Consider the following 13570-nt stretch of genomic DNA (forward strand, 5'->3'; position numbering starts at 1 on the left):
GAAGGCGGCCCGGTTGAGGCGGGATCAACCGCGTAAGGCAGGCAGCAGCTCAGACGGCTCAGGGCGCAAGGTATAGTCGGGGTTGACCTCGGCGTAACGAATGATGCTGTCCTGACCTATGACGAAACGCCCTGGCATGGGAAGGGTCCAGCTCTGCTCCCCATTGATGACCGGGAGGTTATTGCCCAGGCTCAGATAGAGTTCCACCAAGTAGTCGGGAAGCTTGAAGCGCAGGCCGAAGGCAGCCGCGATTTCATTGCCACTGTCACTGAGAATAGGGAACCCCAGGGCATTCTCGCGCTGCGCTTTACGGCTGTTTGCCTGGCTCTGTGGCGAGATAGCCACCAGACTGGCGCCGTGCGCTTGAAAGGCAGGCAGCGCTTGCTCCAAGGCTTGCAGTTCCATGTTGCAATAAGGACACCAGACGCCGCGATAGAAGCTGACGATAAGCGGCCCGCGCGCGAGCAATTCTGCTGAGGCGACCCGATTGCCTTGGGCATCCGGCAGGCTGAAGTCTGGCGCCGTGTCTCCGGCCTTGAGTGCTCGTTCAGCTTGGCCACTGGCAATCAGCTCGGCCGTGGCACGCTGCATGACGGCATGCACCGGTGCGGGGGCGTTGTAGGGTGGCTTGCCTGCTACGAAGTCTGCCTTGAAGGCGTCCAGTTTGGCTTGAAGGGTCATGAGTGTTTCCTCGGTAGGTGAGTGTCGAGACTCATGATCGCTACACGGGGGCCAGGCCAGTAGAAAGCTGGCCAGCATAGTTGCTATGCCCGTTGGGAATGCCCTTCGGTACTGCCCTGCTTCCCTCTTTCAGCAAAGGTGATTTAGCGGAATATCACATTGTATCGCTGGGCGTGAAACAGCCTTGGGCTTGGTGATTTTTTATGAGCGCTTCGCACTCAAGCGGGAGCAAGCTCCCTCGCCACGGGGTTCGAGTTGTTAGGTGTGAAAGGGGACCTGTTCAGTAAACCCACCTTGGATTCATCTGCCTAGGGCAATCCTGCACACCCGATCAAGAATTAGAAATGAGACCTGTGCCCACAGGTCTCACCGTCGTCACCTCATCGGCCACAGACGTTCTTGGTTGAAGCCTACAAGGCCTTTTCGGCGTTGAAACCATCAGCGTTTTCAAACACGCCCATAAAGCCTGGGACGGTCGATTCACGCGCCCAATCGCGCTGGAGTTCGCAATACATCTGCACGCGACTGATCAGTTTCGCCCCCGCTTGCTCGATTCGCCGTAACGCGGCCTCGTGCGCGGCAACGGATGTACCGCCGACGGCATCAACCGGCACGTAGACTTCATAACCTTCCTGTATGGCATCGAGTACCGGAAAGGTCAGGCACGCTTCAGTCCAGAGCGCGGTCATGATGAGTTTGCGGCGGCCAGTGGCTTTGACCGCCTGTTTGAACTCGACGTCCTCCCAACTGTTGATCGATGTCCGATCGTAAGTAGGCAAATGTCCCAGTACGTTCTGCAACTGCTGAATGGGCGGTTTGTTGCGACCGGTAGCGACATTGACCGTCGAATGGATAATCGGAAGGTTGTAGTTGATGGCCGCCTTGGCCACGCTCGTGATGTTGAACACCAATTCGTCACGCGGCATCGAACGGATCGAGGACACTTGGATGGGCTGGTAGTCGATGATGATCAGCGCCGAGTTTTCAGGCGACAAGAGGTGGTCGGTCAGAGGGTTGCGGATTGCCTCGCTTGTCATTTGCTGCTCCTGCTTCTAGTTGTCATTTGCGTGTGGACGGTTCAAGCGCTCGCTTGATGGATGGGCGAACGGTTGAGGTCTGCACTGCGTTGAAGGTGATTCACTTTCCGGACGACCTGCCATCAAGAGACAGCGTCATCAGGAAGCAGGATTGTGCTGTTGCGTCACTTGACCCAGTAGTAGCATCTCGAGGCTTTCTGTGTTGCAGAATGAGGAACGCTGATTTTGGATGTCGAAGCGCTGCAAACCTTTGTAGAAGTCGCTGACGCCGGCGGTATTTCGCCTGCGGCCCTCCGGCTAGGCGTATCCAAATCGATCGTCAGCCGCAGGCTGGTGCGGCTGGAGGCGGAACTGGGTATCCAGTTGCTGGCGCGGACGACTCGCGGGGCCGCCCTCACCGAGGCTGGAATCACTTTTCGCGAGCATGCGGCCAGGGTCTGCGCCGAGATCGACATAGCAAAGGAAACGATGCTGCCCTCCGGTCCCCTTCGCGGTCGGTTGCGCATTGCCGCCCCGCTTTCTTTTGGGCCGACTCACTTTGCGCCGATGCTGGCGCAAATGGCCCGCCGTCATCCCTTGCTTCATATCCAGACCAGCTACAGTGATCGCTTCGTCGATCTGATCGCCGAGGGTTTTGACTGTGCGATACGCGTTGGCTACCTGCCGGACTCAAACCTTATTGCAAGGGGTATCGGCCCGATTTATACGAAGCTCGTCGCCAGCCCCGGTTATATCAGCGCCCATGGCGCACCTGAATCGCCCGAGGAGCTGTCCGCACATGAGGCGCTCATGCAGGGCACCGAATCCTGGCAGTTCATGGATGGCGACAAGGTGGTTACGGTTCGTCCACAGGGGCGCTTCAAGGCTGATAATGGCATCGCTCTGGTCGCCGCCGCCGTCGCAGGGTTGGGGGTTGCCTATCTGCCGGATTGCCTGACCTATGAAAGCGTGAGGTCGCAGGCGCTGGTGCCCATCATGACCCGGTACCCACCGCCTCCGGCAGGTGCCTATGTTGTCCGCCCACCGGGGCTCCATCCGGCTCGCAAAATCCACGTCCTCACAGAACTGTTGATTGAGTCGTTCGGGCAGTCTCCGCACTTTGCAAAGCCGGCAAGCGGTGCCTGAGGACTTTCCACTGTGGGATGGCGGCGGTGTCCCGGAGAACCTTGAGCAGGCAATCCTAGGAATAGGGGGACAGATTTACTTCCAGAAAATAAGCTCCCTTTTTTACTCAACGATACTTCGCTCACCCACAGCCCAGATGCCTCTCAATCAACCTCGCCACCTCATCTGCGTGAGTTAAACCCAGGTCATGATCGGCTCCAGAGAAAACGTGTAGATCCGCGTGGGGTAACAGCTCAGCAAGACGCTGGCCGACACGAACGGGACTGATAGGGTCAGCGTCTCCCCAGAGGAGCAGGACCGGCATGCGCAACTCGGCCAACCGGCGCGTGAGGTCGGTGCGGTCGTCGAGAAACCACCTCGGCAGCGTCGAGTTGGCGGCAGCAAAATCCGCGCGCCAGTCCTGCGCGTCCAGATCAGACATATCCACTCCGCCAGAGGTGACGGTCAGTATCAGGTGCGTGATCAGTTCGGGGCGCTCAAGCGCCGCAAGCACGGCAACGATACCGCCCATGGACTGCGCCACCAGCGCTGTGGGCCGGTCGATCTCGGCCAGCACGCGAGTCGCCAGGTCTTCCATGCCGGTTATGCCAGGCACGGGCGGAGTGTCTCCAAAGCCGGGCCAGCCGATATGGACCTGCCGCGCTGGAAGGGTCAGGCGTTCGGCAACCGGATGCCAGAACCGGGTGTTACCCGAGGCGCCGGGTAGGAAGAGCAGTTTGGTGGGGGATGCAATCACGGGTTCGGTCCTTGAAGGTGGGATTGAAAGAGTTGGGAATATGGGGATTTATTTTTTGATATTCAGTCCTCTTCTCATCTTCAGCCAACCGACTCAAACCGCCGAAAGTCCCTTCGAACTTCATAGCCCGCATCCTTTTGGGGTAGAGGTGGCGATTCTCTCCAAGGGGCGGATTGGATTCAAATCATTTCATCTTGCTGGACCGGGGAGCGGGGAATGCCGGTCAGTTCAGCCACAAACCTGTGGGAGCAAAGCTTGCTCGCGTTTGGGGCAGGTCAGTCGACAACGGGTCTGGCTGATCTACCGCTATCGCGAGCAAGCTTTGCTCCCACAGGTTTTGCGCCGTCTGAGCTTTTAGCGGATCGACAGTGGATTGGGGGGTGGACTTTTTTATGAGTGCTTCGCAATGAAAACCCGGCCTCCTGCGCCGGGTTTTTCGGTTCTTCTCGAAGCAACTAACGGGTGAACGAACCAGGCTTTTTGGGTCAGTCGACCCGCTTTACGCGATCACCCTTTGGAACTGGCCTGCGCCGCTTCAATGATCAGCTCCGCCACTTTCCCCGGGTTGGACGTCATCACCACATGGGAGGCGCCTTGGACGGTGACGGTCTTTTTCGAGCCAGCGCGTTCGGCCATGAACTTCAGGGCGGCCTCGGGGATGTTTTTGTCCGCCGAACCGTAGATGAACCAGGACGGCAGTTTTTTCCAGGCCGGGTCGCCCGACGCTTCCTTCAAGGCAGCCTCGCTGATGGGACGTTGGGTGGCAGCCATCAGCGCGGAGTCGGCTGCCGGAACCTCGGCGGCAAACTGTTGGCCGAATTTGTCCTGCTGGATGTAGAGGTCCTTATTGCCGTCGTCCAACTGCACCGGAGCGGCCAAGGTCGGCCCAAGGGTGCCGCCAGGGTAACGACCGGACAGTTCGATGGCGGTTTCGCCTTTGTCCGGCGCGAACGCCGCGACGTAGACAAGCGCCTTGACCCGGGGGTTGTCGTGCACTGCGTTAGTGATCACGGCCCCGCCGTAGGAGTGACCCACCAGGATCACCGGGCCAGCGGTCTGCTCGACGATGTCGGCAACATAATCGGCGTCCTGCTTTACCCCGCGCAGCGGGTTAGCCGCTGCAACAACCGGGTAACCCTGGTTCAGCAACTGAGCGGCAACCCCATTCCAACTGGACGATTCGGCGAATGCGCCATGCACCAGCACGACGGTGGGCTTGGCGGCGTCGGGTTGCGCGGCGGCGCTATGGAGTGATGTCAGTGCCAGTCCAGCGGTGAGGGTGACGGCCAAGAGCGATTTGATAGTGCGCATGATCATTCCTTTTCATTTATTGGAGGGTGCGATGGGCTTACTGGCCCAGGAAGTCCAACAGATCCTGGTTGAGGCGGTCCTTGTGGGTGTCGGTCAGACCGTGTGGCGCGCCCGGGTAGACGATCAACTCGGCGTTCTGCACAAGCCTGGCGGCGGCATGGGCGGAGGCGTCAATCGGGACGATCTGGTCGTCGTCGCCGTGCACGATCAGTGTCGGCACGTCGAATTTGGCCAGGTCGGCGCGGAAATCCGTCGCCGAGAACGCCGCGATGCAGTCATAGGTGTTTTTGTGGCCCGCTTGCATGCCCTGCACCCAGAACGAATCGATCAGCCCTTGGGAGACTTTCGCCCCGTCGCGGTTGAAGCCGAAGAACGGGCCAGAGGCGATGTCGCGATACAGCTGCGAGCGGTTGTCCAGTGAGGCCCTGCGCAGGCCGTCGAACACCTCGATCGGCAGGCCGCCTGGGTAGTCTTCAGTCTTGAGCATCATCGGTGGAACGGCGCTGATCAGCGCGGCTTTCTTCACCCGACCGGTACCGTGGCGGCCGATGTAGCGGGTGATCTCTCCACCACCGGTTGAGAAACCCACCAGGGTGACGTCGTTAAGATCCAGGGTGTTGATCACAGCGGCCAGGTCATCGGCATAGTGATCCATGTCGTTACCCTCCCACGGCTGGCTGGAGCGGCCATGGCCGCGGCGGTCGTGGGCGATTACCCGATAGCCTTTGTCCGCCAGGAACAACATCTGAGATTCCCAGCTATCCGAATTCAGCGGCCAGCCATGGCTGAAGGTGACCACTTGCCCATCTTTCGGGCCCCAGTCTTTGTAGTAGAGCTGTACGCCGTCCTGGGTGGTGATGTAGCTGCCGGCCTGGGCTGGATGGACTGCCTGAGAGGTATGGGTGCTAGGGCTCATTTTCGCTTCCTTGATGTCGGCAATCGGGATGATTGCTTCTGAAAAATCTAATGCAGAGATATGTCGCGCTTGAGAAAGCCGCTTTGCTTGTTCCGGACCGCTATGCCGGGCCGCTCGTCTGGACGATCAGGAGGCGAGCGCTGCCCGGCGCATCGACGCTTGCCTGGCTTGGCTGCGTTTGTTGGCCATGGCCAGCTTGCCGACCAGTCGGATCGCCACGGCGGCGCAGATGAGGCCGAAAGGCAGCACGTACCAGTCGCTCATCGGGATACGTTTGAAGTTGGAGAAGGCAAATACAGCGGCGATGACCCACATGCCGGTGACGTGCAATGTCTTCCATGCCTTGGGTCCCAGCAGTCGGGCGGGCGCTTTGAATGAGGTCATGGCCATCAGCAGGATGAAGGCGTAGGCGGTCCCACCCGGGATGTTGTTGGCAACGGTGCGGGCTGGCCAGAACTCGGTATTGAGCTGCCCATACCCGTAGATCAGCACGGCATGTATCAGGTGGGAGAAGGCAAAGGCGAGGCCGATGAAGCGCCTCTCGCGAACCAGTGCCTTGGAGAGCGGTGAAGGCACCAGTACGGCAAAGGCCGACGCGGTGAACGCGATCAGAAACAGTGCGAAGGAGGAACGTGCGGTGGCGCGGATGGCGCTGCGCAGGCCCTCGACAAGGTCGGGTTGTGCCGCGACGGCCGCGATGCTCATCGCCACCACTAAGGCTGCAATCAGGCCGAACAGCTGCCAGCCTTGAGGGCGGTAGGATTGGGTATTCATGACAAGGTCTCCTTACGTCAGGGCTCGCCAAACGGGGTCCGATGGCGATTCGATGGGGAGAATTCTTGCAAGGGGATGTATACCGGCTATGTTCGGCAACCGGCGGTTATGCGTTGTTTTGAGTCTGCGATGGCGCTGGATACAGTGGCTTACAAATGCCCCTGAATCCGAACGGTAGCGGCTGCACTTGACGTGCAGCCAGGGCGGCCTATCGGTCGGGGCCGAAGTTGAGGGTCACGCAAAGGCCGCCGCCGTCGCGGTTGCGCAGGCTCAGTGAGCCACCAATCGCGACGGCCAACTGCTGAGCGATGGCAAGGCCCAGGCCGGTGCCGCCTGTGCTGCGGTTGCGTGAGCTTTCCACCCGATAGAACGGCTTGACCACCTCGGCCAGGACCTCCTCAGGAATGCCCGGGCCACGGTCAAGGACATCGATCGAAACGCCAGCGCTCGTGTCGCGGCGGATTTCCACCTCGGCGGTGCCGGCGTACTTCAGCGCGTTATCCACCAGGTTCACCAGAATACGGCGCAAGGCATGGGGACGTGTCTCGATGATCGCGCCGTTCTTGCCGCGCAGGCTGACCTCACGACCGGTGTCCTGGTAGTCGCACACCAGACTGTCGAGAAAGGAGTCCAGACTGATGCGGCAGCTGGCTTCAGTCGCACCGTGGACACTGCGAGCATAGGCCACACCTTCGCGCACCAAGTGCTCGATTTCGTTCAGGTCGTTGCCCAGTTTGTCTTTCTCCAGCGAGTCGTCCATGAACTCGGCGCGCAGCTTCATGCGCGTGATGGGCGTCTGCAAGTCATGGGAAATGGCCGCCAGTAATTGCATGCGTTCTTTCAGGTAAGCGGCGATGCGCGACTGCATGCTGTTGAAGGCCCGGGCGGCGTAGGCCACTTCACGTGGGCCGGTTTCATCCAACTGCACGGGATGTGCATTCGGGTCGAGATTCTCGACCGCCTCGGCCAGGCGGCTGAGGGGGCGTATCGCGATGCGCACGGCAAGCCAGGTGCAACCGATCATCAACACCAGCTGACCGAACAGGACAAAGGGCAACCAGGGCGACAACGGCTTGACCGACGGGCGCACATCGATGGTGACCGGGCTGCCGTCAGCCAGTCGCACCTGGGCCTGGAAATGCTGACGTGGACCCGGGATTTCGACAAAGGTCAGGTCATAGTTGCGGCCAAGCGCGACTTGAAGTGATTGCGCCGCAGTCGCCGCGAGATCGTTCGAGGCGAGTGGAATGCCAGGATCATGTTCACGCAGCAAATAGTCATAGTTGCGCCGCTGCAGACGTTTGGTCCACTCCGGGCGCTCGGCGGCCGGCAGACGGTCGAGGATGGCGATGGAGGTCGCCGTGTCGTGTTCGAAGTTGCCCAACATGGCGATCTTGGTGCTTTGGTAGCGTTCGTAGTACTGGGCTGCGAACGTCAGGGACTGGGCGAGGATCAGACCGACAAGGAACACCAGCCACAGCCGCGAGGCCAGCGTGCGAGGCCATTGCAAGGCGAGTTTCATGCTTGCTCCTCAAGCATTTCGACGGCAAAGGTAAAGACGTAGCCTTCATTGCGCACCGTCTTCAAGTAGACCGGTTCGCGCGCGTCATCCAGCAAGCGCTGACGCACGCGGCTGACCAGCAGGTCAATGGAACGGTCGAAGATGTCCGCGTCACGGCCCTGGGTCAGGTTGAGCAACTGGTCGCGACTCAGTACCCGCTGAGGATGATCGAGAAATACCCGCAGCAGCCGGTACTCGGCGCCGCTCAGGGAAACGAGCGTGTCGTCTTCATCCAGCAGATGGCGGGCGGTGGTGTCGAGGCGCCACCGACCGAACTTGAGCAGGCGGCCGCTTTCGCTGACGACAAAGTTGGGCGGCAGCATGCGGGTACGCCGAAGCACAGCGTTGATGCGCGCGAGCAGCTCCCGGGCCGCGAAGGGCTTGGCCAGATAGTCGTCGGCGCCCATTTCCAGGCCAATGATGCGGTCGGTCTCGTCGGTGCGAGCCGTCAGCATCAGCACGGGTGTCGCCTTGTGCTTTCCGGCGCGCAGTTCGCGGCACAGCAGCAGTCCGTCATCCCCCGGCATCATGATGTCGAGCACGATCAGATCCACCTGGTTGGCTTCGAGAAAGGCCCGCATCTGGCGGCCATCCGCGACGACGGTGGTGCGCAAACCATTCTTCTTCAGGTAGCTGCCGACCAACTCCCTGATCTCCCGATCATCATCCACGATCAATACGTGATCGACATGTTCCATGCCCTGCTCTCCGAAATGCGCGCATCTATTGCGCAGTGTGGCGACGCTCTATTGCAGCTTGGCAGCGCACCGCCGTTCAGCTTCTCCAGCCCAGGATCAAGCCAGAGCCAGGCAAAAAATAGTGGCGATTGTATCGCTCTGTATCGCAATCCACCTCAGATACGTAACCCATCCAACCGAGGCATTTCTCGACACAGCCGAGATACCTCACGGGCCTTTAATGAGCGCCATCGAGACAACACGAATCGCCTCGATGACACCATCGAACTCATTGAAGGGAAACGACCATGAACTTGAAAAACATCGCTACTGCTTGCCTGATGACGGCCCTGAGCGCCGGCGCATTACCCGCCATGGCCCAGGACAAATCAGCAAGCAAAACCTACGCCTACGGCACCCATCTGGACATTGAAAAAGTGCTCTCGCTGACCGAAGACAGTGGCCAGACCTGCGGGTTGGTGAATGCGCAAATCACCTACCTCGATTCGATGGGTGAGCAGCGAGCCCTGACGTATCTCAAGCACGCGGCCAATTGCAACAATGAAGGGGGCTGAGGGGAGGCTCAGGGATGGCGATCCAGTTTTTTGAGGAACACGGTCATTTCCTTTTCCGCCTGTTTGTCGCCGTGGGCGCGGGCGGCTTCCAGGCCTTGTTCCCAGGCTTGGCGGGCGGCCGGTAGGTCGCCTTGGCCTTGGTGGGCCTTGCCCAGTAGTTTCCAGGCGGCTGAGTACTTGGGGTCGAGTTCGACGCAGCGTTGGAAGTGTTCGGCGGCTCGGGCGAATTCACCGAGGTCCAGGTAGCCCTTGCCCAGGCCGAAGCGCAGCAGGGCGTTGTCCACGCCCTTGGCGAGCATTTTTTCCAGGGATTCGAGCATGGCGGCGCCCTTATCTGTTGTGTCAGGGATTGATCAGTTGGCTGCTGGATAGCTATCGCGAGCAAGCTCGCTCCCACAGGGGATCTAGGGTGAACACAAAACTTGTGAACAGCATTGAACCCTTTGTGGGAGCGAGCTTGCTCGCGATGGGGCCCTTCCTGCCCCTGCACATCTTGGGTCAGAAAAAGCTCAACCCCACATGGAACAGCTTTTCGACGTCGCGAATGTGCTTCTTGTCCACCAGGAACAGGATCACATGGTCGCCGGTCTGGATCATGGTGTCGTCGTGGGCGATCAGCACTTCTTCGTCGCGGATGATCGCGCCGATGGTGGTGCCGGGCGGCAGGCCGAGGTCGCGGATGGCCTTGCCGATCACTTTGCTCGACTTGGCATCGCCGTGGGCAATCGCCTCGATGGCTTCGGCCGCGCCGCGGCGCAGGGAGTGCACGCTGACGATGTCGCCGCGGCGCACGTGGGCCAGCAAGGTGCCGATGGTTGCCAGTTGCGGGCTGATGGCGATGTCGATCTCGCCGCCCTGGATCAGGTCGACGTAGGCCGGGTTGTTGATGATGGTCATCACCTTCTTCGCCCCCAGGCGCTTGGCCAGCAGCGAGGACATGATGTTGGCTTCGTCGTCGTTGGTCAGGGCCAGGAAGATGTCGGCGTCGGCGATGTTTTCTTCCAGCAGCAGGTCACGGTCCGAAGCGCTGCCCTGCAGTACCACGGTGCTGTTCAGGTTGTCCGAGAGGTAGCGGCAACGCGCCGGGCTCATCTCGATGATCTTGACCTGATAACGGCTTTCGATGGCTTCGGCCAGACGTTCGCCAATCTGCCCACCACCGGCAATCACGATGCGCTTGTTTCTTTCGTCGAGACGGCGCATTTCGCTCATCACCGCGCGAATGTTGGCCTTGGCGGCGATGAAAAATACCTCGTCGTCCGCTTCGATCACCGTGTCGCCCTGGGGCAGGATCGGCCGGTCACGCCGGAAAATCGCCGCGACCCGCGTTTCCACATTGGGCATGTGTTCGCGTAGCTGGCGCAGTTGCTGACCCACCAGTGGCCCGCCGTAGTAGGCCTTGACCGCCACCAGTTGCGCCTTGCCTTCGGCAAAGTCGATCACTTGCAAGGCGCCGGGGTGTTCGATCAGGCGCTTGATGTAGTTGGTCACCACTTGCTCGGGGCTGATCAGCACATCCACCGGAATCGCTTCGTTGTCGAACAACTCGGCGCGGGTCAGGTAGGCCCCCTCGCGCACCCGGGCGATCTTGGTCGGGGTGTGAAACAGCGTGTGAGCGACCTGACAGGCCACCATGTTGGTTTCATCGCTGTTGGTCACGGCCACCAGCATGTCGGCATCGTCCGCACCGGCCTGACGCAGCACGGTCGGCAAGGAACCACGGCCTTGTACCGTGCGGATGTCGAGACGGTCGCCCAAATCCCGCAGGCGCTCACCGTCGGTGTCGACCACGGTGATGTCGTTGGCTTCACTGGCCAGATGTTCAGCCAGCGAACCGCCGACCTGCCCTGCGCCGAGGATGATGATTTTCATCCGGTCACTCCTATCGAATCGGTTTTAACCGCGTGCGGCGGCGATCTTGATCAGTTTGGCGTAGTAGAAACCGTCATGTCCGCCCTCCTGGGCCAGCAACTGGCGTCCATGGGGCTGCTTGAGGCCGGCATTGCTGGCGATGTCCAGCTCCCGTGCGCCCGGCGTACGAGCGAGGAACGCTTCGATCACTTCGGTGTTCTCGGTCGGCAAGGTCGAACAGGTGGCGTACAGCAGCATGCCGCCGACTTCCAGGGTTGGCCATAGCGCGTCGAGCAGTTCGCCCTGCAACGCGGCCAAGGCGGCAATGTCGTCCGGCTGACGGGTGAGTTTAATGTCGGGGTGACGACGAATCACACCGGTGGCCGAGCACGGCGCGTCCAGCAGGATGCGCTGGAACGGCTTGCCGTCCCACCAGGTGGCGGTGTCGCGGCCGTCGGCGGCGATCAGCTCGGCGTCCAGGCCAAGACGTTCGAGGTTTTCCTTCACGCGCACCAGGCGCTTGGCTTCCAGGTCCACCGCCACCACGCCGGCCAGCTTCGGCTCGACCTCGAGGATGTGGCAGGTCTTGCCACCCGGTGCGCAGCAGGCATCCAGCACTCGTTGGCCGGGTGCCAGTTCCAGCAGGTCGGCAGCCAACTGCGCGGCTTCGTCCTGGACGCTGATCCAACCGTCGGCAAAGCCCGGCAGAGCGCGCACATCGCCGGGGGTTTCCAGCACGATACCGTCGCGGCTGTACTGGCACGGGATGGCCGGGATGCCGGCCTCGCCCAGCAAGGCCAGATACGCATCGCGGGTATGGTGACGCCGGTTGACCCGCAAGATCATCGGCGGATGGGCGTTGTTGGCCGCGCAAATGGCTTCCCATTGCTCGGGCCAGAAGGCTTTCAACGATTTTTGCAACCAGCGCGGGTGGGCGGTGCGCACCACTGGGTCGTGTTCCAGCTCGGCCAGCAGGGTTTCGCTTTCCCGTTGGGCGCGGCGCAGCACGGCATTGATCAGGGCCTTGGCCCAGGGCTTTTTCAGCTTGTCAGCACAGCCCACGGTTTCGCCGATGGCGGCGTGGGCGGGAACGCGGGTGTAGAGCAGTTGATAAAGCCCCACCAGCAGCAGCGCTTCGACGTCGGCATCGGCAGCTTTAAACGGCTTCTGCAACAGCTTGGCCGCCAGGGCCGACAACCGTGGCTGCCAGCGGGCGGTGCCGAACGCCAGGTCCTGGGTGAAGCCGCGATCACGGTCGTCAACCTTGTCCAGTTGGGTCGGCAGGGAACTGTTGAGGGAGGCTTTGCCACTGAGGACGGCGGCAAGTGCCTTGGCGGCGGCCAGACGCGGGTTCATGAAGCGTCCGCCGCTTGGCCCAAATGAGTGCCGACGGCAAACTTCTCACGACGGCTGTTGTACAAATCGCTGAAGTTCAGCGCCTTGCCGCCGGGCAATTGCAGACGTGTCAGGCACAACGCTTGCTCACCGCAGGCGACGACGAGACCGTCCTTGCTGGCACCGAGGATTTCACCCGGGGCGCCCTTCCCTTCGGCATGGCTGGCGGCCAGCACTTTCAGCGCCTCGCCGTTCAACGTGCTGTGGCAAATCGGCCACGGGTTGAACGCGCGCACCAGGCGCTCCAGCTCGACGGCCGGGCGGCTCCAGTCGATGCGGGCTTCGTCCTTGTTCAATTTGTGTGCGTAGGTGGCGAGGCTGTCATCCTGCACTTCACCTTCCAGCGTACCGGCGGCCAGGCCGGCAATGGCCTGGACCACAGCGGGCGGGCCGATGAGCGCGAGGCGGTCGTGCAAAGTGCCACCGGTGTCTTCGGCGCTGATGGGCGTGCTGACCTTGAGCAACATCGGCCCGGTGTCCAGGCCGGCTTCCATGCGCATCACCGTTACGCCGCTCTCGGCGTCGCCGGCTTCCACGGCGCGCTGGATCGGCGCCGCACCGCGCCAGCGTGGCAGCAGCGAGGCGTGGCTGTTGATGCACCCCAGACGCGGAATATCCAGCACCACTTGGGGCAGGATCAGACCGTAGGCGACCACCACCATCAAGTCGGGCTTGAGGGCGGCCAATTCGGCCTGGGCCTGAGCGTCCCGCAGGGTCGGCGGCTGCAATACCTGGATGTGATTTTCCAGGGCCAGTTGCTTGACCGGGCTGGGCATCAGTTTTTGCCCGCGGCCGGCCGGCCGATCCGGCTGGGTGTAGACCGCGATGATTTCGTGGGGGCTGGCCAGCAGGGCCTTGAGGTGTTCGGCGGCAAACTCGGGAGTGCCGGCAAAGACGATGCGCAGTGGCTCAGTCATGGGAAGCTCTCAGT

At 61.2% G+C, this 13570-nt stretch carries 14 protein-coding genes; 2 read left to right on the forward strand and 12 right to left on the reverse strand.

The window, feature by feature from the left end; genetic code table 11:
* Window positions 1-24: 24 nt before the first annotated feature.
* Window positions 25-681: a peroxiredoxin-like family protein gene (locus AAIS01_RS08980; protein WP_343468686.1), complete on the reverse strand. Its 657-nt coding sequence runs from the start codon at window positions 679-681 to the stop codon at window positions 25-27.
* 410 nt (window positions 682-1091) lie between these two features.
* A complete protein-coding gene (locus AAIS01_RS08985) occupies window positions 1092-1718 on the reverse strand; it encodes a hydrolase (protein ID WP_092458019.1) in 627 nt (208 codons plus the stop codon).
* Window positions 1719-1943: 225 nt separating this feature from the next.
* On the opposite strand from AAIS01_RS08985, the gene AAIS01_RS08990 reads away from it, so the two are divergent.
* Entirely contained in the window at window positions 1944-2843 is a 900-nt protein-coding gene (locus AAIS01_RS08990) for a LysR family transcriptional regulator (RefSeq protein ID WP_343468687.1), read from the forward strand.
* Window positions 2844-2964: 121 nt separating this feature from the next.
* Here AAIS01_RS08990 and AAIS01_RS08995 read toward each other — a convergent pair whose 3' ends face one another.
* From AAIS01_RS08995 to AAIS01_RS09020, 6 genes are all read right to left on the reverse strand, one after another.
* Window positions 2965-3579, reverse strand: a complete 615-nt coding sequence (locus tag AAIS01_RS08995; protein ID WP_343468688.1) for an alpha/beta fold hydrolase — start codon at window positions 3577-3579, stop codon at window positions 2965-2967.
* A 507-nt stretch (window positions 3580-4086) separates the two neighbouring features.
* Window positions 4087-4890, reverse strand: a complete 804-nt coding sequence (locus tag AAIS01_RS09000; protein WP_343468689.1) for an alpha/beta fold hydrolase — start codon at window positions 4888-4890, stop codon at window positions 4087-4089.
* A gap of 37 nt (window positions 4891-4927) precedes the next feature.
* Window positions 4928-5806, reverse strand: coding sequence for an alpha/beta fold hydrolase (locus AAIS01_RS09005; protein ID WP_343468690.1), 879 nt, complete (start codon window positions 5804-5806; stop codon window positions 4928-4930).
* 126 nt (window positions 5807-5932) lie between these two features.
* Complete coding sequence (locus AAIS01_RS09010) at window positions 5933-6580, reverse strand: ferric reductase-like transmembrane domain-containing protein (protein WP_343468691.1); 648 nt, start codon at window positions 6578-6580, stop codon at window positions 5933-5935.
* A gap of 208 nt (window positions 6581-6788) precedes the next feature.
* A complete protein-coding gene (locus tag AAIS01_RS09015; protein WP_343468692.1) occupies window positions 6789-8102 on the reverse strand; it encodes an ATP-binding protein in 1314 nt (437 codons plus the stop codon).
* Complete coding sequence (locus AAIS01_RS09020) at window positions 8099-8839, reverse strand: response regulator (protein WP_343468693.1); 741 nt, start codon at window positions 8837-8839, stop codon at window positions 8099-8101. Before AAIS01_RS09020 ends, AAIS01_RS09015 begins: the two co-directional genes overlap by 4 nt.
* Window positions 8840-9126: 287 nt before the next feature.
* Here AAIS01_RS09020 and AAIS01_RS09025 point away from each other — a divergent pair, with 287 nt between their 5' ends.
* Complete coding sequence (locus AAIS01_RS09025; RefSeq protein WP_343468694.1) at window positions 9127-9393, forward strand: DUF2790 domain-containing protein; 267 nt, start codon at window positions 9127-9129, stop codon at window positions 9391-9393.
* Between the two features lie 8 nt (window positions 9394-9401).
* Here AAIS01_RS09025 and AAIS01_RS09030 read toward each other — a convergent pair whose 3' ends face one another.
* The 4 genes from AAIS01_RS09030 to fmt form a co-directional block, all read right to left on the reverse strand.
* Entirely contained in the window at window positions 9402-9713 is a 312-nt protein-coding gene (locus tag AAIS01_RS09030) for a tetratricopeptide repeat protein (RefSeq protein WP_343468695.1), read from the reverse strand.
* Between the two features lie 178 nt (window positions 9714-9891).
* Window positions 9892-11265: a Trk system potassium transporter TrkA gene (gene trkA / locus AAIS01_RS09035; RefSeq protein WP_092399743.1), complete on the reverse strand. Its 1374-nt coding sequence runs from the start codon at window positions 11263-11265 to the stop codon at window positions 9892-9894.
* Window positions 11266-11289: 24 nt separating this feature from the next.
* Complete coding sequence (gene rsmB / locus AAIS01_RS09040) at window positions 11290-12600, reverse strand: 16S rRNA (cytosine(967)-C(5))-methyltransferase RsmB (RefSeq protein ID WP_343468696.1); 1311 nt, start codon at window positions 12598-12600, stop codon at window positions 11290-11292.
* A complete protein-coding gene (fmt, locus tag AAIS01_RS09045; RefSeq protein ID WP_343468697.1) occupies window positions 12597-13556 on the reverse strand; it encodes a methionyl-tRNA formyltransferase in 960 nt (319 codons plus the stop codon). The genes rsmB and fmt overlap by 4 nt, the downstream gene beginning before the upstream one ends.
* Between the last annotated feature and the right edge of the window lie 14 nt (window positions 13557-13570).

It is taken from the genome of Pseudomonas halotolerans (assembly GCF_039581215.1).
Taxonomy (GTDB): Bacteria; Pseudomonadota; Gammaproteobacteria; order Pseudomonadales; family Pseudomonadaceae; genus Aquipseudomonas; species Aquipseudomonas tehranensis.

Excerpts from the sequence above, each read along its gene's own strand:
- AAIS01_RS09005 (WP_343468690.1), bottom strand. The coding sequence starts at position 5,806 with ATGAGCCCTAGCACCCATACCTCTCAGGCAGTCCATCCAGCCCAGGCC.
- AAIS01_RS09010 (WP_343468691.1), bottom strand. The coding sequence starts at position 6,580 with ATGAATACCCAATCCTACCGCCCTCAAGGCTGGCAGCTGTTCGGCCTG.
- AAIS01_RS09030 (WP_343468695.1), bottom strand. The coding sequence starts at position 9,713 with ATGCTCGAATCCCTGGAAAAAATGCTCGCCAAGGGCGTGGACAACGCC.
- AAIS01_RS09020 (WP_343468693.1), bottom strand. The coding sequence starts at position 8,839 with ATGGAACATGTCGATCACGTATTGATCGTGGATGATGATCGGGAGATC.
- rsmB (WP_343468696.1), bottom strand. The coding sequence starts at position 12,600 with ATGAACCCGCGTCTGGCCGCCGCCAAGGCACTTGCCGCCGTCCTCAGT.
- trkA (WP_092399743.1), bottom strand. The coding sequence starts at position 11,265 with ATGAAAATCATCATCCTCGGCGCAGGGCAGGTCGGCGGTTCGCTGGCT.
- AAIS01_RS09000 (WP_343468689.1), bottom strand. The coding sequence starts at position 4,890 with ATGCGCACTATCAAATCGCTCTTGGCCGTCACCCTCACCGCTGGACTG.
- AAIS01_RS08980 (WP_343468686.1), bottom strand. The coding sequence starts at position 681 with ATGACCCTTCAAGCCAAACTGGACGCCTTCAAGGCAGACTTCGTAGCA.
- fmt (WP_343468697.1), bottom strand. The coding sequence starts at position 13,556 with ATGACTGAGCCACTGCGCATCGTCTTTGCCGGCACTCCCGAGTTTGCC.
- AAIS01_RS08985 (WP_092458019.1), bottom strand. The coding sequence starts at position 1,718 with ATGACAAGCGAGGCAATCCGCAACCCTCTGACCGACCACCTCTTGTCG.
- AAIS01_RS09015 (WP_343468692.1), bottom strand. The coding sequence starts at position 8,102 with ATGAAACTCGCCTTGCAATGGCCTCGCACGCTGGCCTCGCGGCTGTGG.
- AAIS01_RS09025 (WP_343468694.1), top strand. The coding sequence starts at position 9,127 with ATGAACTTGAAAAACATCGCTACTGCTTGCCTGATGACGGCCCTGAGC.